21 protein-coding genes are annotated in these 20,710 nt (G+C 62.3%); 13 read left to right on the top strand and 8 right to left on the bottom strand.

Annotation, left to right across the window (positions count from 1 at the left end):
* From E8A46_RS15250 to E8A46_RS15230, 5 genes are all read left to right on the top strand, one after another.
* Positions 1–343 (top strand): SufD family Fe-S cluster assembly protein (locus E8A46_RS15250; protein WP_291562094.1); only part of this gene is annotated, 343 nt, incomplete at its 5' end.
* Positions 340–1,587: a cysteine desulfurase gene (locus tag E8A46_RS15245; protein WP_291562092.1), complete on the top strand. Its 1,248-nt coding sequence runs from the start codon at positions 340–342 to the stop codon at positions 1,585–1,587. The genes E8A46_RS15250 and E8A46_RS15245, both read left to right, overlap by 4 nt.
* Positions 1,584–1,970, top strand: a complete 387-nt coding sequence (locus tag E8A46_RS15240; protein WP_291562089.1) for an SUF system Fe-S cluster assembly protein — start codon at positions 1,584–1,586, stop codon at positions 1,968–1,970. Before E8A46_RS15245 ends, E8A46_RS15240 begins: the two co-directional genes overlap by 4 nt.
* Before the next feature lie 85 nt (positions 1,971–2,055).
* Positions 2,056–2,466 carry an iron-sulfur cluster assembly accessory protein gene (locus tag E8A46_RS15235; RefSeq protein WP_291562087.1) on the top strand — a complete coding sequence of 137 codons (411 nt, stop codon included), beginning with the start codon at positions 2,056–2,058 and terminating at the stop codon, positions 2,464–2,466.
* Positions 2,467–2,620: 154 nt separating this feature from the next.
* A complete protein-coding gene (locus E8A46_RS15230) occupies positions 2,621–3,082 on the top strand; it encodes a TfoX/Sxy family protein (protein ID WP_291562086.1) in 462 nt (153 codons plus the stop codon).
* A 94-nt stretch (positions 3,083–3,176) separates the two neighbouring features.
* On the opposite strand, the gene E8A46_RS15225 is transcribed toward E8A46_RS15230, so the two are convergent.
* The gene (locus E8A46_RS15225; RefSeq protein WP_291562096.1) at positions 3,177–4,211 is read right to left on the bottom strand and encodes a GGDEF domain-containing protein; all 1,035 of its coding nucleotides are present in this window, start codon (positions 4,209–4,211) and stop codon (positions 3,177–3,179) included.
* 161 nt (positions 4,212–4,372) lie between these two features.
* Complete coding sequence (locus E8A46_RS15220; RefSeq protein ID WP_291562084.1) at positions 4,373–5,827, bottom strand: DEAD/DEAH box helicase; 1,455 nt, start codon at positions 5,825–5,827, stop codon at positions 4,373–4,375.
* Positions 5,828–6,414: 587 nt separating this feature from the next.
* Between E8A46_RS15220 and E8A46_RS15215 the strand changes: the two genes are divergently transcribed.
* Both E8A46_RS15215 and E8A46_RS15210 read left to right on the top strand, forming a co-directional pair.
* Positions 6,415–7,905: a caspase family protein gene (locus E8A46_RS15215; protein ID WP_291562081.1), complete on the top strand. Its 1,491-nt coding sequence runs from the start codon at positions 6,415–6,417 to the stop codon at positions 7,903–7,905.
* 183 nt (positions 7,906–8,088) lie between these two features.
* Entirely contained in the window at positions 8,089–9,345 is a 1,257-nt protein-coding gene (locus E8A46_RS15210; RefSeq protein WP_291562078.1) for an FAD-dependent oxidoreductase, read from the top strand.
* 11 nt (positions 9,346–9,356) lie between these two features.
* Here the strand turns inward: E8A46_RS15210 and E8A46_RS15205 are convergent, their stop codons facing one another.
* The 4 genes from E8A46_RS15205 to parE form a co-directional block, all read right to left on the bottom strand.
* Positions 9,357–10,127: a glucose 1-dehydrogenase gene (locus E8A46_RS15205; protein WP_291562075.1), complete on the bottom strand. Its 771-nt coding sequence runs from the start codon at positions 10,125–10,127 to the stop codon at positions 9,357–9,359.
* A 168-nt stretch (positions 10,128–10,295) separates the two neighbouring features.
* Positions 10,296–10,481, bottom strand: coding sequence for a hypothetical protein (locus tag E8A46_RS15200; RefSeq protein ID WP_291562073.1), 186 nt, complete (start codon positions 10,479–10,481; stop codon positions 10,296–10,298).
* 282 nt (positions 10,482–10,763) lie between these two features.
* A complete protein-coding gene (locus tag E8A46_RS15195) occupies positions 10,764–11,612 on the bottom strand; it encodes a porin family protein (protein ID WP_291562070.1) in 849 nt (282 codons plus the stop codon).
* A gap of 206 nt (positions 11,613–11,818) precedes the next feature.
* Positions 11,819–13,876: a DNA topoisomerase IV subunit B gene (gene parE / locus E8A46_RS15190; protein ID WP_291562068.1), complete on the bottom strand. Its 2,058-nt coding sequence runs from the start codon at positions 13,874–13,876 to the stop codon at positions 11,819–11,821.
* A gap of 374 nt (positions 13,877–14,250) precedes the next feature.
* Between parE and E8A46_RS15185 the strand changes: the two genes are divergently transcribed.
* From E8A46_RS15185 to E8A46_RS15170, 4 genes are all read left to right on the top strand, one after another.
* A complete protein-coding gene (locus E8A46_RS15185) occupies positions 14,251–14,781 on the top strand; it encodes a DedA family protein (protein WP_291562065.1) in 531 nt (176 codons plus the stop codon).
* Between the two features lie 245 nt (positions 14,782–15,026).
* The gene (locus E8A46_RS15180) at positions 15,027–15,695 is read left to right on the top strand and encodes an FMN-binding negative transcriptional regulator (RefSeq protein ID WP_291562063.1); all 669 of its coding nucleotides are present in this window, start codon (positions 15,027–15,029) and stop codon (positions 15,693–15,695) included.
* An 11-nt stretch (positions 15,696–15,706) separates the two neighbouring features.
* A complete protein-coding gene (gene argC / locus E8A46_RS15175) occupies positions 15,707–16,699 on the top strand; it encodes an N-acetyl-gamma-glutamyl-phosphate reductase (RefSeq protein ID WP_291562060.1) in 993 nt (330 codons plus the stop codon).
* 36 nt (positions 16,700–16,735) lie between these two features.
* Positions 16,736–17,326: a class I SAM-dependent methyltransferase gene (locus E8A46_RS15170; RefSeq protein WP_291562057.1), complete on the top strand. Its 591-nt coding sequence runs from the start codon at positions 16,736–16,738 to the stop codon at positions 17,324–17,326.
* A gap of 11 nt (positions 17,327–17,337) precedes the next feature.
* Here E8A46_RS15170 and E8A46_RS15165 read toward each other — a convergent pair whose 3' ends face one another.
* Together E8A46_RS15165 and phaC are read right to left on the bottom strand one after the other, a co-directional pair.
* Positions 17,338–17,736: an MAPEG family protein gene (locus E8A46_RS15165; RefSeq protein WP_291562054.1), complete on the bottom strand. Its 399-nt coding sequence runs from the start codon at positions 17,734–17,736 to the stop codon at positions 17,338–17,340.
* A 75-nt stretch (positions 17,737–17,811) separates the two neighbouring features.
* A complete protein-coding gene (phaC, locus tag E8A46_RS15160; RefSeq protein WP_291562051.1) occupies positions 17,812–19,617 on the bottom strand; it encodes a class I poly(R)-hydroxyalkanoic acid synthase in 1,806 nt (601 codons plus the stop codon).
* Positions 19,618–19,881: 264 nt separating this feature from the next.
* Between phaC and E8A46_RS15155 the strand changes: the two genes are divergently transcribed.
* Together E8A46_RS15155 and E8A46_RS15150 are read left to right on the top strand one after the other, a co-directional pair.
* The gene (locus E8A46_RS15155; RefSeq protein WP_291562047.1) at positions 19,882–20,175 is read left to right on the top strand and encodes a hypothetical protein; all 294 of its coding nucleotides are present in this window, start codon (positions 19,882–19,884) and stop codon (positions 20,173–20,175) included.
* Between the two features lie 193 nt (positions 20,176–20,368).
* A partial coding sequence (locus tag E8A46_RS15150) for an aminotransferase class I/II-fold pyridoxal phosphate-dependent enzyme (RefSeq protein WP_291562044.1) occupies positions 20,369–20,710 on the top strand: 342 nt, incomplete at its 3' end.

Below are 20,710 nucleotides of genomic sequence, written 5' to 3'. Positions count from 1 at the left end.
CCATTCGGTGTTCCAGGGCCGCATCATCGTTCGCCCCGGCGCGCAGAAGACCGACGCCAAGATGATGACGCGGGCGCTGCTGCTGTCCGACGAGGCCGAGGCCGACAACAAGCCGGAACTGGAAATCTTCGCCGACGACGTGACCTGCGGCCATGGCGCGACCACCGGCGCGCTCGACGAAAGCCTGCTGTTCTACCTGCGCGCGCGCGGCCTGTCCGAGAAGGAGGCACAGGCGCTGCTGATCCAGGCGTTCGTCGGCGAGGCGATCGAACAGATCGCAAACGACGCCTTGCGTGAACTCACGATATTGGCCGCGCAGCGCTGGCTGGCGGCACGGGGATGACCATGCATCCGGCGGTCTCGAACGGTTCCTATGATGTCGCCCGGGTGCGGGAGGACTTTCCCGCGCTGGCGCTGAAGGTCTATGGCAAGCCGCTGGTCTATCTCGACAATGCCGCCTCCGCGCAGAAGCCCAACGTGGTGCTGGAGCGCATGACGCAAGCCTACAAGACCGAATATGCCAACGTGCATCGGGGTTTGCATTACCTCGCCAATGCGGCGACGGAAGCCTATGAAGGCGGCCGCGCCAAGGTGGCGAAATTCCTCAACGCCAGGCGCAGCGAAGAGATCGTCTTCACCCGCAACGCGACCGAAGCAATCAACCTCGTGGCTTCCTCATGGGGCGAGCCGAACATCAAGGCCGGCGACGAGATCGTGCTCTCGATCATGGAGCACCATTCCAACATCGTACCCTGGCATTTTCTCAGGGAACGCCATGGCGCGGTAATCAAATGGGCGCCGGTGGATGACGAAGGTAATTTCCTGATCGAGGAATTCGAAAAACTGCTGACCCCGCGCACCAGGCTGGTGGCGATCACGCAGATGTCGAACGCGCTCGGCACCATCGTGCCGGTCAAGGATGTGGTGAAGATTGCCCATGACAGGGGCATCCCGGTGCTGGTCGACGGCAGCCAGGCCGCGGTTCATCTCGCGATCGACGTGCAGGACATCGACGCCGATTTCTACGTCTTCACCGGCCACAAACTGTACGGGCCGACCGGCATTGGCGTGCTCTACGCCAAGCACGAGCATCTGGTGGCGATGCGGCCCTACAACGGCGGCGGCGAGATGATCCGCGAGGTCGCGAGGGACTGGGTCACCTATGGCGATCCGCCGCACAAATTCGAGGCGGGAACGCCGGCGATCGTCGAAGCGGTCGGGCTGGGCGCGGCGATCGATTACGTCAACTCGATCGGCAAGGAACGCATTGCCGCGCATGAGCACGATCTTCTGACCTATGCCGAGGCGCGCTTACGCGAAATCAACTCGCTGCGCATGATCGGCACGGCAAAGGGCAAGGGACCGGTGATCTCGTTTGAGATGAAGGGCGCCCATCCCCATGATGTCGCGACCGTGATCGACCGCCAGGGCATCGCGGTGCGCGCCGGAACCCATTGCGTGATGCCGCTTTTAGAGCGGTTCAACGTTACGGCGACGTGCCGGGCCTCGTTCGGGATGTATAATACACGCGAAGAAATCGACCATCTGGCACAGGCGCTGATCAAGGCGCGGGAATTGTTCTCATGACCGATACAGCCGAAGTCAAAGATCTCGAAGCCAAGACCAGCAACATGGAAACCCAGTCGGCGTTGCCGGCCGAGGAAACCGAGCGGCTCAGCCGCGAAATCGTCGCCGCGCTGAAAACCGTGTTCGATCCGGAAATTCCGGCCGATATTTATGAGCTAGGCCTGATCTACAAGGTCGACCTCAAGGACGACCGCAGCGTTGACGTCATGATGACGCTGACCACGCCGAATTGTCCGGCGGCCGGCGAATTGCCGACCATGGTGGAGAATGCGGTCGCCAGCGTTCCCGGCGTCGGCATCGTCAATGTCAATCTGGTGTGGGATCCGGCGTGGACGCCGGACCGGATGTCCGACGAGGCCCGCCTCGTCCTCAATATGTGGTGATGCGTTGCGTTGGTGAATTGAATTCGGATCGAAAGCACGCCGCAATAGCAGGAAGCAGCATTGATAGGCTGCGAGGATTGAATAGATGACCAACATGACACCGGCCTCACCAACTCCCGCTGCCAAGGCAAAACCGCGTCCCCGTCCGCAGGTGATGAAATTGACGGAGGCTGCAGCCCAGCGCATCGCCGAACTGACCCGGCGCGCCGATTCGGAGATCGTGGGCCTGCGGGTCGGCATCAAGAACGGCGGCTGCGCCGGGCAATCCTATACGGTCGAATATGCCCATGACGTCCGCCCGACCGACGAGGTGGTGGAGGACAAGGGCGTCAAGATCCTGGTCGATCCCAAGGCCGTGTTGTTCCTGCTCGGCACCGAGATGGACTACAAGGCCGACAGGATGCAGGCCCAGTTCATCTTCAACAATCCAAACCAGACCGGCGCCTGCGGCTGCGGCGAATCGGTGCAGCTGACCGCGGCGAAGGTTGAGGGCTGAGGCTTCATCGTCATGGTGAGACGGTAAGCGGCGATTCCAGATTTCGTCATTCCGGGGCGCGTCGAAGACGCGAACCCGGAATCTCGAGGTTCCGGGCTCGATGCTTTGCATCGCCCCGGAACGACAGTTTGGAACTGTCGTAGAGTGAGCACCCATGGACCGCGATTTCCTGATCGATCTGTTCGCCGACTTCGGTCCCGTGACGATCCGCCGGATGTTTTCCGGATTCGGCATTTCAGCCGACGGGATCAATTTTGCGCTGGCGCTGCGGGCCGGCCTGTATTTCCGAGCCGACGAACACAATATTCCGCAATTCGAAGCCGAGGGATCGGGGCCGTTCCAGTATCAACAGAGGACGACAGCCAAGACCGTCACCGTCAACTCGTACTGGCAATTGCCGGCGCGGCTATTCGATGATTCAGAGGAGTTGGCTGCTTGGGCGAGGGCGTCTTTGGCCGCGGCGCAGCGCGCGGCGCTGCGCAAGCGTCCAAAGCCGCGCAAGGGCGCGAAGAAAGCTGCAGCAAAGAAGCCCGTGGCCAAGAAAACAAAGTCACGCGTCGTCCCGGCCAAGCGAGTATCGCGAGCGCGAGCCGGGACCCATAACCACAGGCGTTGATTGTTGCAGACGGTATCTGCCGTTCTGCCCGAACGATATTACACGGCGTATGGGTCCCCGCGTTCGCGGGGACGACTCCCGGAATCGCCTTCGTTCAGGCGACCTGGCTGCGGGTCTCGGCGACGTATTCCGGGTCGGCCTCGCAGATGACGCGGTTGCGGCCATTGCGTTTGGCGGCGTAGAGACAGGCGTCGGCGCGCTCGATCAGGGAGTCGGTGTCGTCGCCTGGCTTGAGCATCGACACCCCGACCGAAATGGTGACGCGGCCGAGAATTTCGCCGGTGGACTTTTTCTTCAATTCCTTCGACATCACGGCGCGCCGGATGTGATCGGCGACCGTCAGTGCCTGGCGGAGCGCGGTGTTGGGCAGCACGACCGCGAATTCCTCGCCGCCGTAGCGGGCGGTGATGTCCTGACCCTTGATGGTCTGTTTCAGCGACAGGCCGACCAGCCGCAGCACCTGATCGCCGGTGAGATGGCCGTAGGAATCGTTGAACGATTTGAAATGGTCGATATCGAACATCAGCAGCGAAAGCGGATCGCCGGTCGCCAGCGCATTCTGAACCGCCATATCGATCGAGCGGTCGAAATATTTGCGGTTGCCGAGCCCGGTGAGGGGATCGGTGAGGCTTTCGGCCCGGATCGCCTCCAGACTCTGCTGGAGATTGCTGATCTCCGATACCGACAGCGTCAGCCGCTCTTCCAGCGCCTTGTTGGTGTCGCGCATTTCGCTGGTGGACTTCACCAGCGTTTCGACGATCGCCTTGACCTGGTCGCGGGTTTCCGCGCTGGAGAGCTTGTTGACCGCCCCGGACAGCGTGGCGTCATAGCTCGCGGACATGCCCAGCGCATCGCCAATCAGCCGCATCACGTCGTCGATTTCGCCGATCACGCGCGCGCCGACCTTGTCGATGCGGTCGGTGGTCTTGATGTGGGAAAGGTAGGTTTCGTAGATCTGCTCGAGATCGGCCTCGGTCAGCTTGCCGTTGCGCGCCAGGGTCTCGTTGATGATCTTGTTGAGGGGGGCATTGTAGCCGGTGGCGTAGACGTACCAGATTTCATAGTTGCGGGGTACGGCGGTTTGCCGCAGCGATCTGATCTGGCCAAGCGCCAATTCAGCGAAGGCCATCGTGCGTTCATGTTCGTCGAGCACTGATCACGTCCCCAAGCGGCAGACAATGCTGCGCGCTCCCGCACCAATCACTAAAATAATCGCAACAGGCTAACGGAGGTTGATGAACGACCCGTAAACGGGTTCCCGTCGGCCTTCGCAGTTGCGAAATTTTAGGTTTAGACCCGCGCGCGAACGGGTCGCAGCAGGAATGCGGGGAGATGCGAGTGATCGGCCGGTTCTGACGATGACGGCTCAGGCGAGGTTTGCGGGGCGGGCGCGCGGCCGATCGAAGGCGTGCGTGACGCCGGCGGGGGAACCGGCGGTGTGAATGTTGCCGCAGGCGCCTGCGGGGTGGAATGGCGGCCTCCACCGGAGCGCCGGGGTTCGCGTTCACGGCGCGGCTTGCGGCCGCCGCGTGAACCTTCTCTGCCGCCTGCTTTTGACGCTTCGCGCGCCTGCTCACCGCCATCGGACGGGGTTGCCGTGCGCTCGATTGTCTCGGCCCCGGCGCCGCCTTCGGCGTGGGGGATGCTTTGTCCGATCAGCTTCTCGATCGCTATCATCGACTTTTGATCGAGCGGCGTGACGATGGAGATCGCGGTGCCGGCGCGGCCGGCCCGCCCGGTGCGGCCGATGCGGTGGACGTAGTCGTCGGCATGATGGGGAACGTCGAAATTGAAGACATGGCTGGTGGTGGGAATATCGAGGCCGCGGGCGGCGACGTCGGAGGCCACCAGCAGCGGAATTTCGCCCTTGCGGAATTGATCGAGCGCGGCGGTGCGCGCCGATTGATCCATGTCGCCATGCAGGGCGCCAACGGCAAAGCCATGCTTCTGCAGCGACTTGTACAGCAGCGCCACTTCGCGCTTGCGGTTGCAGAAGATGATGGCGTTCTGCAGATCCTTGGCGTCGTGCAGCAGGCGCCGCAGCACCTCGCGCTTCTCGTGCGGTTCACGGCCGACGCTGACCTGGAACTGGGACACGCCGACCGCCGTGGTCGCCGGCCGGGATACTTCGATCTTCTCGGGGTTGTGCAGGAAGGTCTCGGTGATGCGTCGGATTTCCGGCGGCATGGTCGCGGTGAAGAACAGGGTCTGCCGGGTGAAGGGAATCATCTTGCAGATGCGTTCGATGTCGGGAATGAAGCCCATATCCAGCATGCGATCGGCCTCGTCGATGACGAGCAGCTCGACGCCGGTCAGCAGCAACCCGCCGCGCTCGGTGTGGTCGAGCAGCCGGCCGGGCGTTGCGATCAGGACGTCGACGCCGCGCGTCAATTTGGTGTCCTGGTCGCCGAACGAAACCCCGCCGATCAGAAGTGCCACGTTGAGCTTCTGCCCGGCGCCGTATTTGTCGAAATTCTCCTTGACCTGGGCGGCGAGTTCGCGCGTCGGCTCAAGGATCAGGGTGCGGGGCATCCGGGCGCGGGCGCGGCCCTTTTCCAGCATGGTGAGCATGGGCAGGACGAAGGCAGCGGTCTTGCCGGTGCCGGTCTGGGCGATGCCGAGGACGTCTCGGCGGGCCAGAACGTGGGGAATCGCCTGTTCCTGAATGGGGGTAGGGGTGGTGTAACCGGTGGCCGCGACGGCGGCGAGCACCTTGTCGGACAAGCCGAGATGGGAAAAAGACATTGAGCCTCTGGTAGATACCGCCGCTTGGAATCCCGAAAAAGACTGTCGCGCTCAACCCCGGAACGGCACGCAAATTTGCACGGGATTTTGGATACGCAGACAGGCGGCTTGATCAAGATATCGCGTTTCGATACCGGGCCGCGTCAAGCCGGAACATAGGCGCGAATTGGCCAAAGTCAATGGAGCAGCTGCGGGAAGCATTGAAAAAGCTTAATGTTTTTTGGATCAATGCGGTCGAATTACCCCGTCCTCCCGTGAAAGTAGCGACTATTCGCCGTGAATTGCTGCCCGCTCCACCGTGCCTATCGCACCACGCTCTTGCCGGCGTAGCTGGTGGTGACACTCGATAACTCGCCCTCAAAGCTCGCCGCGGCCGACCAGTCGTTGATCCATTATTATTTGGGCGGAAGCGGTTGGTGGCCTGCTCGGCACCGGTCACGCGGGCTACCTGCTCACGCTCGCAATCACGGAAAATAGGGGCCAATTCCCTTGTCCTGCCGCGATTGAACCGGCGGGGAAGCTTTGCCGACTACGGCATAGGCGGTTTGCATGAGCCGCAGGCCAGTCGTGCAAGGCGGGGAAAACGGATGAAGAACGGGCTGTCGCTGCGGGCCGTCCTGGCGTTGGGTTTTACGGCGTCGTTACTGGCGCTCGCTCAGCCCGCGCACGCCGAAAAGCGCGTCGCGCTGCTGATCGGCAACAACGACTACAAGAACGTCCCAAAACTGCAAAAGGCCGTCAACGACGCCCGCACCATGGGCGAGACGCTCAAGCAGCTTGGCTTTTCCGTCATGGTCGCTGAAAATCAGACCCGGCAGGCGTTCAGTGAAACCTTGCTGGCCTTCGACAATGCCGGACACGGATTTGAAATTGCCGGCCAGAATTTTCTGCTGCCGACCGATGTGCCGGCGGCGAGCGAAGGCCAGGAAGAGCTGGTGCGCGATGCCTCAGTGCTCGCCGACCGCGTCATCGAACGGCTGCAGAACAAGAAAGTTCGCACCGCCATCCTGGTGTTCGATGCCTGCCGCAACAATCCGTTCGAGCGGGCAGGGACCCGCGCGGTGGCCGGCGGCGGCGGTCTCGCGCCGATGACGCAATTGCCGGAGGGCGTGTTTTCAGTGTTCTCGGCAGGCCCCCGCCAGACCGCGCTTGATCGTCTCTCCAGCAACGACGCCAATCCGAATTCGGTGTTCACGCGGACCTTCGCCAGGGAACTGCTGCAACCCGGCGAGAACCTGGTTCAGGTCGCCCAGCACACCCGCCGCATTGTCAGCGAGATGGCCGAAACCGTGAGCCACAAGCAGATCCCGGTTTATTTCGACCAGATGGTCGACGACGTGTTCCTGAACGGCGTGGCGAAGGCGCAGGCCGAGGCCGCGGCAAAGCCGGCCGAGCCGCCGCAGAAGCTTGCCGCGCTGCCGCCGGTGTCGTTGCCGCGCGCCGCGCCGTCCAACGACAGCGTCAATGCGCCGATCGCGATGTTCTCCCGCCACAATGGCGGCTGGACCGTGGTGTTTTCGATCGCCGATCCGACGCTGGGGATTTCCTGGCGGATGGGGGAAGCCGGCGACTTCCGCGAGACCGGTTTCCTCGACACGCTCGATCCGCGAACCCGCAAGCGGATGCCCAATCCGTCGATCGAATTGGCCCCCGATGCGCCGGCAGCGACGATTCAAGTCCGTTACGTCGACGTATCCGGCGAATTGCAGGGGCCGTTTCCGATCAAATTCGATCCCGAAGCCGCGCTGATCCATGACCAGCGAAAAATCCTCGACATGACCGCGACCAGCTGGCTGTCGTTTCGCGAGTTCAACGGGCTTCTGGTCTACTACACGCATCTGATGTCGTATCGCTGCGCGATCCGCGAGGTGCGCATCGGCATCGATAGCGCGGTGCCGGACAAGATATTGAAGATGCCACCTTGCGATCTCAACGATCCCAGCGCGATTCCGTATGGGGCCCAGCTCTACCAGAAGCTGGCGCCGCAGACCCAGTCGGTCTCGGTGGAACTGACCTATCGTGACGGCAGCGTGTCGGAGATCAAGAGCTTTCGCACGGCAAACCGCAGCAACAATTGAGGATGCCTCGGTCATAGGCGAGCGGAAGCGACGCCGTCCTTCGGACGGCTATAGGCGAGCGGAAGCGACGGCGTCCTTTGCCCAGCCATGCTTGGACTTGACAAGGGAATTGTGACTTCATCAGACTGAGCATGTCCCGGACGCATCCTGGCGCTACGATCGATTGCGGGGGATAGTCGGATCATGGACGCAGGCACTTCTGCGGAGCGACCCAAAGGGCGCAGCATCCGAACCCGATGTTGCATCGTCGGCGGCGGTCCCGCCGGCATGATGCTGGGATATCTCTTGGGACGGGCTGGCGTCGAGACGGTGGTGCTGGAGAAACACGCCGACTTCTTCCGGGATTTTCGCGGCGACACCGTGCATCCCTCGACGCTGCAGGTGATGGACGAACTGGGCCTGATCGACGGCTTCCTCAAGCTTCCACATCAGCAACTGCAAAGGATGGACGGCAAATTCGGCGCGACTTCGATCCGCGTGGCGGATCTCAGCCGTCTGAAGGTCAACTACCCCTTCATTGCCTTCATGCCGCAATGGGATTTTCTCAATTTCCTGCGCGCGAGCGGCAAGCGCTTTGCCTCGCTCAAGGTCATGATGAATGCCGAGGCGACCGATCTGATCTGGTCGGGCGATACCGTGATCGGGGTCAACGCCGAAACGCCGGAGGGGCCGGTCGACATCCGCGCCGATCTTACCGTCGGATGCGACGGCCGGCATTCGATCGTGCGGCAGCGCGCCGACCTCGAGGTGACAGAGATCGGGGCGCCGATGGATGTGCTGTGGTTTCGCGCCGGCAAGCGCGAAGGTGAAAACGAAAGCCTGTTTGCGCGAGTCGAGACCGGCAAGATGCTGATCACCTTCGACCGCGGCGACTATTGGCAATGCGCCTATGTCATCGCCAAGGGAGAATACGACGCCGTCAAGGCGCGCGGCCTCGATGCATTCCGCGACGATGTGATCGGTATGGCGCCGATCCTGGCGTCGGGAATCCCTGCCGTGAAGACATGGGATGACGTGAAGCTGCTGACGGTCGCCATCAACCGGCTGAAACGATGGACGCGGCCGGGGCTATTGTGCATTGGAGATGCCGCGCACGCGATGTCGCCGGTCGGCGGCGTCGGCGTCAACCTCGCGGTCCAGGATGCGGTCGCGACCGCGAATCTTTTGGCCGACAAATTGACGAGCGGCTGCCCGTCCGAACACGAGCTCGATGCCGTGCGCCGGCGGCGCGAGTTTCCGGTGCGGGTGACGCAGGCGATGCAGGTGGTGGTGCAGAACAGGCTCATCAGCGTGGCGCTCAAGCCGGGCGATCAGCCGCTTCGGCTTCCGCTGTTTGTGCGGGTCGTCAATGCGGTGCCCTGGCTGCAAGGCATCACCGCACGATTCGTTGCGCTCGGCGTGCGCCCTGAGCATGTGCATTCGCCGGTGTCCGCCGGCTGATGCCGGGCTTGCTATCCCATGACCGAAAAGCCGCCATCGACGGGAATCGCGGTGCCAGTCAGGAAGTCCGAGGCGGGTGAGGAGAGAAACACCGCGATGCCGGCGAAGTCGGTTGACGCGCCCCAGCGCGCCGCCGGGGTGCGGGCCAGTACCTTGTCATGCAGGCCTGCGATCTGTTCGCGGGCGCGCCGGGTCAGGTCGGTGTCGATCCATCCCGGCAGCACCGCGTTGACCTGGATGTTGTCGGCGGCCCAGGCGACCGCGCAGGAGCGGGTGAATTGCACGATGCCGCCCTTGCTGGCGGCGTAGGCCGGCGCAAAGCTGGCGCCGAAGATCGACAGCATCGAGCCGATATTGATGATCTTGCCGCCGCCTGCGTCCTTCATCGCCGGATAGACCGCCCTTGAGCACAGGAACGCGCTGGTGAGGTTGGTCTTGATCACGTTGTCCCATTCATCGAGCGAGAGCGCGTGCGGGGCTTTGCGGATATTGATGCCGGCGTTATTGACGAGAATGTCGATCCGGCCGAACTCGCGTCTGACGCGCTCGGCCATGGCGATGACGGCGGCCTCGTCGGTGACGTCAGCTGTGACGGCGATGGCCCTGACGCCAAACTGCTTGAGGTCGGCCACCGCGGCATTCGACTTCGCTTCATTGCGGCCGACGATCGCGATATCGGCGCCGGCTTCAGCAAGCCCGCGGGCCATGCCAAGGCCGATGCCGCCATTGCCGCCGGTGACGATCGCGGCCTTGCCGCTGAGATCGAACTGTGATGGTTGCATCGGTGCCTTCCAGTATGGGCGCGGCGTTCTGACCAAAATCGATGTCGTCCCTGCGAACCCAGGGACCCATCGCCACCGATGTTAGTTTTCGCAGAAGGCTGGAGCAACAGCCTCGCATAACCACAAAATCCTGTGGTTATGGGTAATCATGAGTACTGCCTGCTTGGATCAGCGCTTGCTCTGCCAGATCAGGATCAGTCCGACGGCGGAGAGCGCCGCGCCGTAGCCGGCCCACTGGAGTTGTCTGATCATGAAACTCGATCGCGGCCAGTTGATCACGCCGGTGCCCTGACCGATCCACAACAGCCCGATGGCGAGCGCGAGCAGGCCCAGGATCAGGAGCAAGGTGCGCATCGGGTTTCCTCGGTTGGCAGTTTTTTATTTCGGTCCGCGACAATTCCGGGACGCCGTGTGATTTGTCCCGGGCCCCGCAAAACCCGTGTAACGGTAGAGCGCAGCTTTCGATCGAAGGCAATACCAGCCCACGTCTGAGAGCGGTGGGTTGTCGGCACGGACCCTCAAGGGTGGGCTTGAACCAGCCCCGGCTCGGCGTTTGCGAGTCGAGCCAAGCGGCATCCAGATACAAAAAAGCCCCGGACGATGCCGGGGCTTTTGCGCTGATGATTTAGCGGAAGATCAGTATCGCGCCGACACCGGAGCGCCGCTCCAGTTGAAGCGATAGACCAGCGAGGTGCTGATAGTCTGCGTCCAAGGCTTGAACGTGACCGCTTCGCCCGACAGACCCACACCACCGCCAAAAAACGCGTTACCCGGAACAAGTGTCGTGGGAAGTGAAATGCGATCATAGAATGCCGAACGGTACTCGGTCTTCATGAAGAGACCCGGGATATTGATTCCGAAGAGGTCCAGGTTGTTCTCGACGCCGCCACCGATGAACCAACCGTTACGATGGAAAGAAGACGTGGTGAGCTGCGTACCGACGGGAAATGTCGTACCCAAAAACGTCTGAGAGGTGCCCGACCACTCGGAACCGGAATAACCGCCGTTGACGTAAGACAGCACATTTGGCGCGACCAGATAGCCCAGTCTCACGCCCGCCGCATAACTGGTGTTAAGCTTTTCGCGACCTTCGGTTTGGAAGGTGGGGTCGCTCAAGGAGCCATGGATGTCGCCGAACTGGCCGTCCGCGAGGATACCGGCGACCCAGCGGCCGTTGAACTGCCAATCATATCCGGCACCGACCGTCCCGAACCATCCGGAGCCACCCAGGCGTTGATCGCGGGTCTGGGAAGCGCCAGCCGGTCCAAAAGTGCCGAAGGGTCCAACAACGCCTGTGCTGACGGAGTTGCTGTCAGCGGCCCACAAGCCGGCGCCGCCGCCGCCAAAGATGTAGAAGCCGGTCCAGCTCGGGGTCGGCTCGACCATCACCGGGGCCTTGGAATAAGTCCGGGCGGGAAGGTCGGCCGCAAGAGCCGAACCGCTGAACGCCGCGATCGCCGTCAAAGCCAGCACCAATTTCTTCATGTTCAAATCCCCAGACTGATCGCTCGACCGTGGGCATACCCACCGAATCTGGAAATATTTATATCCGGTTTCCTTCAAAAAGCTGTTGCCGGGGGGGCACACCCGCCCGAAAACGACCGGGCGGGGAAGCTCATGAAGCACAAAAAGTGCTGTAAATTCAAAGGCAGATACGCGGGGCGGCCTTCCCATCCCTCAATTGGTCGCCCCTAGACGTCCAGCAGATCGTCGCTGGCATACGGCGCCTTGTCGGAAATGAAGGCAAAGCGCGCCTCCGCCCTGGTACCCATCAGGCGCTCGACGGAATCGGCGGTGCCTGCGCGGTCTTCGGTCAGCAGCACCACCCGCAGCAGGGTACGCTTGGCCGGGTCCATGGTGGTCTCTTTCAATTGCGCCGGCATCATTTCGCCGAGCCCCTTGAAACGGCCGACATCGACCTTGGCATTGGCGTTGAATTCGCTTTTCAGCAGCGCTTCCCTGTGGGCCTCGTCGCGGGCGTAGACGGTCTTGGCCCCGTGAGTCAGGCGGTAGAGCGGCGGCACCGCGAGATAGAGGTGGCCCTGGTCGATCAAGGGCTGCATCGTCCGGTAGAAGAAGGTGATCAACAGCGAAGCGATGTGGGCGCCGTCGACGTCGGCGTCGGTCATGATGATGATGCGGGCGTAACGCAAATCCTCTTCGCGATACTGTGCCCCGGTGCCGCAGCCGATCGCCTGCATCAGGTCGGCGAGCTGCGCGTTGGCGGTGAGCTTGTCCTTGGTGGCGGACGCGACATTGAGGATCTTGCCGCGCAAGGGAAGGATCGCCTGGGTCTTGCGATCGCGCGCCTGTTTGGCGCTGCCGCCGGCCGAGTCGCCCTCGACGATGAACAGTTCGCTGCCTTCGGCAGCCGTGTTGCTGCAGTCGGCAAGCTTGCCCGGCAGGCGCAGTTTCTTCACCGCGGTCTTGCGCGAAATCTCCTTTTCGGCGCGTCGGCGCAGCCGCTCGTCGGCGCGCTCGATGACGAAATCCAGCAGCTTGTTGGCCTGCAGGGGATTGCCGGACAGCCAGTGGTCGAACGGGTCCTTGATGGCCTGCTCGACGATGCGCTGGGCCTCGGCGGTGGCGAGGCGGTCCTTGGTCTGGCCCTGAAATTCCGGCTCGCGCACGAACACGCTGAGCATCACGGCCGCGCCCACCATCACGTCCTCGGACGTGACGGAGGAAGCGCGCTTGCCCTGGCCGACGCGTTCGGCGTGATCTTTCAGGCCGCGCAACATTGCGCTGCGCATGCCGGATTCGTGGGTGCCGCCGTCCTGCGTCGGCACGGTGTTGCAATAGGAGGACAGAAAGCCGTCGGCGTCGGCGGTCCAGGCCACCGCCCATTCGCAGGCGCCGTGCGCGCCTACACGCCCCGATCTGCCGGAGAAGATATCCGGATGCACCAGGGTATCGGCGTGGATCGCAGCCGCCAGATAATCCTTCAGGCCGCCCGGGAAGTGAAAGCTGTCCTCGGCCGGGACGTCCTCCAGGCCCTTCAGGAGCGCCGGGTCGCAGCGCCAGCGGATCTCGACGCCGCCGAACAGATAGGCCTTGGAACGGGCCATCTTGAACAGGCGCTGCGGCTTGAAGGTGGCCTTGGCGCCGAAAATGTCGGCATCCGGCTTGAAGCGAATTCGGGTGCCGCGGCGGTTGTTGATCTTGCCGAGGTCTTCGAGCTTGCCCTTGGGGTGGCCGCGCTCGAATGCCATCCGGTAGAGCTTCTGGCTGCGGGCAACCTCGACCTCGAGCCGCGAGGACAGCGCATTCACCACCGAGACGCCGACACCGTGCAGGCCGCCCGAGGTCTCGTAGACCTTGGAGTCGAATTTGCCGCCGGAATGCAGCGTGCACATGATGACTTCGAGCGCGGATTTTTTCGGGAATTTCGGATGCGGATCGACTGGAATGCCGCGGCCATTGTCGGTGACGGTCAAGAATCCGTCGGCGCCCAGTTCGACCTCGATGAACGTGGCATGGCCCGCCAGCGCCTCGTCCATCGAATTGTCGATGACTTCGGCGAACAGATGATGGAGCGCCTTTTCGTCGGTGCCGCCGATATACATGCCGGGCCGGCGCCGCACCGGCTCGAGGCCCTCGAGGACTTCGATGTCGCGCGCGGTATAGCCGGCTTCCGCGCTGGTCGAGCGCGAAGCGACTTTGAGCGGCGCTCTTCCCTTGGGTTCGGAGGCGCCGAACAAATCGCTGCCAGGTTTCGCTTTAGCGTTTGATTTCAATGGTTTGTGCATGCTTTTTCATGTGTTGCGCGGAGTGCGGGCGCGGCGAATCGATTTCCGTGACTATGCCACGGATGAGCTTAAAAAGTGACGGCAGGGCGCGCAGATGCAAGCGTCGTATTCCGACGGGAAGGGAAGGTAGGGTCCGCATTGACGCGCCGATCACGGCGAATAGCGCCATCGCGGATCCGACAATCGGGGCCGCGATGAATGAGGGACCCTTCCGGACGACGACTGCAAACCATCCATGATCCGATCATACGCGCCGGGAATTGAAAGCGGTTCCATCGGAGCCCAGGGTCACGCGCCGTGTCTGCCTTTGTGACTTGATGTCGGCGAACGGCCCGGCTTAAACAGGCCAATTACCGGGGGAAGGGCCTGTTGGAATGGAAGACCTTACGCGCGCGCTCGCTGATTTCGTGCGCGACCATCAAGTCTGGGCCCCACCGATCGTTCTGCTGCTGGCCTTCGGCGAATCGCTTGCCTTCATCTCGCTGTTGATCCCGGCCTGGGGGGCGCTGGTGGCGATCGGCGCGCTGATCGGCGTCAGTGGCATCAGCTTCTGGCCGGTCTGGGTCGCGGGCGGGATGGGGGCGGCGCTCGGCGATTGGGTCTCCTACTGGTTCGGCTTCCGATACAAGGAGCACGTCGCGCAGATGTGGCCGCTGTCGCGTTACCCGGAGATCCTGCCGCGCGGAGAGGCCTTTGTGAAGAACTGGGGCGTGCCCAGCATTTTCATCGGGCGGTTTTTTGGACCGTTGCGGGCCTCGGTGCCGCTCGCGGCCGGAATCTTCGAGATGCCGTACTGGCGTTTTCAATTGGCGAATTTCGTATCGGCGCTGGTCTGGTCGGCGGCGCTGCTGCTGTTCGGCGACGTGATCGGGCAAATCGCCGAATGGCTCTGGCGGGTGGCTTAGCCCGACAATGGGGTATCTCGCCGGCAACGGCCGCCTTGACGCCAACTGGCCAACGCCCTATACGCCGCGACCATGATCAACGCCGTGACCAATGTCGTCATCGTTCGCCGCCGCCGCGCCTTTGCGGTATGGGCGGACGTCTGCGTTTAAGATATCGCCCCTGCCGCCGGATACGGTCCGCGGCGCCCCTTTTCCAAAGCAGCGCGATCTGATCCGGTGGCTCCTACTTCAAGCAGGAGTTCGACATGTATACGCCTCCCATGTTCAAGCCCGACCGCGCCGCAAGCCTTGGCTTCGCGCAAGCGCGCGGATTCGGCACGGTTTGCGCATGGAGCGGCAACAAGCCAATCGCTTCTTCGGTGCCGTTCATCCTCACTTCAGCCGACGACGGCACGCCGCTCGCCGCGTTTCACGTCGCGCGCGGCAATCCCCTTGCCGATCTGGCGGATGGCACTTCCTCCTGGCTGTTGGCGGTGAACGGCGCGGACGCCTATGTCTCGGCGGACTGGTACGCCTCGCCGGACCAGGTGCCGACCTGGCTTTATAAGGCCGTGCATTTGACAGGCCCGGTGCGAAAATTGTCCGACCGCGAGCTTGGTCCGCATCTCGATCTGCTCAGCGCGAAGTTCGAAAACTGGCTGGCGCCAAAACCGCCCTGGACCTCGTCGAAGATGACGGCGGCCCGGCTCGAGGCGCTGAAAAAGGCCATCGTCGGCATGGTCATGACGGTTGAGGAAATCGAGGGAAGTTTCAAGCTCAACCAGCATAAATCCGATGTCGATTATGCCGCGATCGCTTCGGCATTGTTACGGCGTGACGACGAAGCCGCGCAGACGCTCGGAAAAGAGATGGTCGCGCTGCGGCCGCACTTGGACTACAAATCATCCACCCCCGTCAGTGTATCCGCGGATTGAAGGAACACGTCATGACCCTCTCCGAAACCAAGCAGCCGAAACGGCAACCCCTGACCAGCGGCGCCGCCGCGCGGCCCAGCGTGTTCGTCGATGGTGCGGCCGGAACAACGGGCCTTGGCATTCGCGAGCGCCTTGGCATGCAGGACGACGTCGTGCTGAGGAACATCGCCGAGGACAAGCGCAAGGATGCGCAGGCCAAGCGGGCGCTGATGGAGGAAGTCGACCTCGTCATCCTCTGCCTGCCCGATCAGGCCGCGCGAGAAACGGTTGCGCTGATCGATGGCATGGGGGCTTCCGCACCCAAGGTGCTGGACGCGTCGACGGCGTTTCGCGTCGCCGCCGACTGGACCTACGGTTTTCCGGAAATGGCGCCGGACCAGGCCGACAGGATACGGGCGGCGCGGAAAGTCTCGAACCCGGGCTGCTATCCGACAGGTGCGGTGGCACTGCTGCGGCCGATCGTGGATGCCGGGCTGGTGCCGGCGGACTATCCCATCACCATCAATGCGGTGAGCGGCTATTCGGGCGGCGGCAAGTCCATGATTGAAAGTTTCGAAACCGGCACGGCGCCGGCCTTCGAACTCTATGGTCTCGGCTTCGAGCACAAGCACTTGCCGGAGACCCAGCTTTACTCAAATCTCGTCCGCCGCCCGATCTTTGTTCCGTCGGTCGGCAATTTTCGGCAGGGCATGCTGGTGTCGGTGCCCTTGCATCTGGATACGCTGCCGGGCAAGCCCGGCGCCGCCGACCTGCACGCCACGCTGGCGAAGCGCTACGCCGGGAGCACCTATGTCTCGGTCATGCCGCGCGACAACGCGGCTGCCAGCAGCGGACACATCGAACCCGAAGCGCTCAACGAAACCAACAGGCTTGAGCTCTATGTCTTTGCCAGCCCAAAATACCCCCAAGCCGTCCTGGTCGCGCGTCTCGACAATCTGGGTAAAGGCGCCTCCGGTGCCGCGGTACAGAACATGCGGCTGATGCTGGGCTTTGCCGATACGTAAGACTGAAGCCAGTAAGGTCGTGTTATGTCAGGTGCGATGGACGAGCAGACGCTTCAATTTTACGGAGGCCACGCCCAAGCCTATGCCGAGCGCGAGGTCACGAAGCATACGCGCCTGATCCGCTTCCTGGCGCTGCTGGCTCCCGGGGCAACGGTTCTCGAGCTTGGATGCGGCGCGGGTGCAGATTCGGCGGAAATGCTCGCCCGCGGATTCGATGCTCATCCGACGGACGGATCCCCGGAAATGGCGAGCGAAGCCTCGCGCCGTCTCGGTCGTCCGGTCGAGACCTTGCTGTTCCACGACATCGACAAGGTCGACGCCTATGACGGCGTGTGGGCCAACGCCTGTCTGCTGCATGTTCCGAGGCTAGAGCTGGCGCGGGTTCTGGCTCTCATCTGGCGTGCGCTCAAGCCTGGCGGTTATTTCTACGCCAGCTTCAAGACCGGTGCCGCCGAAGGGCGAGATTCGCTCAGTCGTTATTACAACTACCCAACGCCGAATTCGCTGCAAGCCGCCTACGCTGAGGCGGGCAGCTGGAATCCACTGTCGATCGAGACCGGCGAGGTCAGAGGCTTCGACGGCAAGTCAGCGCAGATGCTGTTCGTCGTGGCGCGGAAAAACTTCTGACCGCTGCGTTCTCAAAGAATCTTGAAGATCGCCAGCGCCAGCACGGCCTGCGCCAGAAAGCCGACCGTGAAGGCCAGCGTGCGGAACACCGGCAGGCCCAGCGTGTACACGATCAGATGCGCGACCCGGGCCCAGAAATACACGGCGCAGGCATAGACGGTCCACTTGGTGGAATAATCGATCTCCGCCAGGATCAGCACCAGGGGTGCGAAGATGACGAGGTTCTCGATTGCATTGTCATGCGCGAACATCAGGCGGGTGGCCCATTCCGCATGCGGCTTGTCGTTGCGCGACGGATTGGCCATCGCGCCGCCGAGGCCACGCACCTGACAGCGATTGAGCACATAGGGGATCCACAGCAGTCCCGTCAAAATGACCGTCAGCGTTAGCCAGAACAGTTCGCGCGTCATGGTTTCCCCCTCATTCCAAACTCCGAATCTCGCCGCGGCGGGACGATGTATCCTATTCGAACACCGATCGTCGCGCTATGCGCGGACCCGGACGTAGCTGCCCGGTGCGTCCTCGATTGGCGGCAGCGCGGCAGCACCGGCGGCGCGGGCGGGGACTTCCTCCGGATCGATGGCTTGAAGCCACTCGCGCCAGTCCGGCCACCACGATCCCTTATGTTCCTGGGCGCCCTTGAGCCAGTCCGTCAGCGTCACGTCCCTGATATCGTCGTTGGTCCAGTACTGATATTTGCCTGACGATGGCGGGTTGACCACGCCGGCAATATGCCCCGACCCTGAAAGGACATATTTCACCGGGCCGCCGAAAAACTGCGAGCCGTAAAGCACCGAATCCGCCGGCGCAATATGATCCTCGCGCGTCGCCAGATTGTAGATCGGCACCTTGACCTTCGAAAGATCGAGCATGGTGTTGTCAAGCACCATGGTTCCCGCCGACAGCCGGTTCTCCAGATAGCAGTTGCGCAGGTAGTAGGAATGGTTCGCCGCCGGCATTCGCGTCGCATCCGAATTCCAGTGCAGCAGATCGAATGATGAGGGTGATTTTCCCTTCAGATAGTTGCTCACGACATAGGACCAGATCAGGTCGTTCGAGCGCAGCATGTTGAAGGCCATCGCCATCTTGCTGCCCTCGAGCACGCCGGAGGCCTGCATGTCGCGCTCCAGCGCCGAAATCTGGTCCTCGTCGACGAACACCAGAAGATCGCCGGCGTGGGTGAAATCGACCTGCGCCGCCAGAAAGGTCGCCGAGGTCACGCGCACGCGGCGCTTTTCCGCGAGCCATGCCAGCGTCGAGGCGAGCAGGGTGCCCCCGACGCAGTAGCCCATGGTGTGGACTTTCATTTCGCCGGTTGCCCGCTCAATCGCATCCATCGCCGCCAGCGGGCCCTGCCTCATATAATCCTCGAAGGTCTTTGCTCCGAGCGTTTTGTCCGGATTGACCCAGGAAATCACGAACACCGTGAGGCCTTGATCGACACACCATTTGATGAAGGATTTTTCCGGCTTGAGATCGAGGATGTAGAATTTGTTGATCCACGGCGGCACGACCAGAAGCGGCGTGCGCAGCACGTTTTCCGTGGAAGGCGCGTATTGGATCAACTGCATCAGCTCGTTCTGGTAGATGACCTTGCCCGGGGTCGTCGCCATGTTGACGCCGACCGCGAGATTGGAGGGATCGGATTGGCGGATGCGCAGCGAGCCGTGCCCGGCCTCGATATCTTCCGCCAGCATCTTCATGCCGCGAACGAGGTTTTCTCCGTTGGACGTCAAGGTCTCGCGCAGCACTTCCGGATTGGTCAGCACGAAATTGGATGGCGCAAGCGCGTTGGTAATCTGCTGGACGTAAAATTCGGCCTTCTTGCGGGTGTGCGGATCGAGGCCTTCGGCGTTGCGCACCAGGTCGTGCGCCCACTGCGTCGTGAGCAGATAGAGTTGCAGCACGAAATCGAAAAACTGGTTTGATTTCCATTCGGGGTCGGCAAATCGCTTGTCGCGTGGCGATGGCGCGATCGCCGGCGGGGCCTGCTCGCCGGCGAGGCGGCGTACCGATGAGCCCCACAGATCGAGATAGGCCTTGGCGATCTTGGTCTGCAGGTCCGTCGATCGGTCGTTGTCCGACAGCCAATATTCCGCCACCGCGCTGAAGGTCTTGATGACCTCGCTGAGTTCGCTCGGCGGCCTGTCCTTTGAATCGCCACCTTCACGCGGCGTGAGATAGGCGGCCAGCGCCTGGCCGCTGCTCTCCATCGCCCGCGCGAGGTTCATCGCGAAAGCCTCGGGGTCGAACTTCTCCGCAGTCTTGGTTTCGATCGTGACGTCAGCCATGATCTGACACTATAGGTTCATTTCCGGTTCGTCACCGCGCAGATCGCGATGACATTTTCCAAGTCAATTCCGAACCCATTCTCGGCAACCCCTGTGCTGCACTGCGACAACCATCTTGGTTCTGTCATATTGAGGCCGCAGGGATGCGATTTGTTGTTTGGGATTTAATGATTTCGGGCGACAATGGTTTGGGCGTCGCGGCAACAGCCGTTCAAATAGGCATTGGCGGCTGAAAAACTACGCGTTTTGGGAACTGGCGGACGGATGTCGGTGGATCGAAAAAAACGAGGCTTGGCCTGGGGAGCGCTGCTGCTGTCAGCGCTGACGCTTGGCGGCTGCTCGATATCGATCGCTGATCTTCCGTTGGTCGGAACGCCAGCCGATGCGCCGGCGCGTGCAAAGGAGACGGGTGCCTATCTGCCGGTGAACCAGTTGCCTCCCGATCGCGACGAGGCTGCGATGAATCCGGCCGAGCGGGCCAAGATCCAGAGCGAACTGGTGGCTGCGCGAGAACGCCAGGCCTCCGCGGCCGCCGCCAAAGACTCGGCCGCGAAGTGATCTGACCGCTGGCGCGGCGGGGCGTCCGTGGTAAAAGAACCCAATTCAACCGCAAATCAGGGCAGATTCCAGAATTCGCGCATGAATTCGCACTAAATCTTTGATTTTACGCGTTTTCTGGACGAAGCCAGACCCGGTTTCGTTGCAAGATGTGTTGGCGAATCTGTCCTACCGGTTGCCGGAGCAAGGTCCCATGGAAGAGTTTTACCGCATCCGCCGCCTGCCGCCCTACGTGTTCGAGCAGGTCAACCGGGCCAAGGCGGCTGCGCGAAATGCCGGCGCCGATATCATCGATCTCGGCATGGGAAATCCGGACCTGCCGACGCCTCCCCATGTCATCGAAAAGCTCAAGGAAACGCTGGGAAAGCCGCGAACCGATCGCTACTCGGCGTCGCGCGGAATTACCGGCCTGCGCAAGGCGCAGGCGGCCTATTACGACCGGCGCTTCGGCGTGAAACTCAATCCCGAGACCCAGATCGTGGCGACGCTGGGCTCGAAAGAAGGGTTTGCCAACGTCGCCCAGGCCATCACCGCG

The organism is Bradyrhizobium sp. (assembly GCF_004799445.1).
Lineage (GTDB): Bacteria > Pseudomonadota > Alphaproteobacteria > Rhizobiales > Xanthobacteraceae > Bradyrhizobium.
The sequence above is the reverse complement of the archived record's forward strand: the minus strand, read 5'-3'. Positions and strand labels throughout refer to the sequence as shown.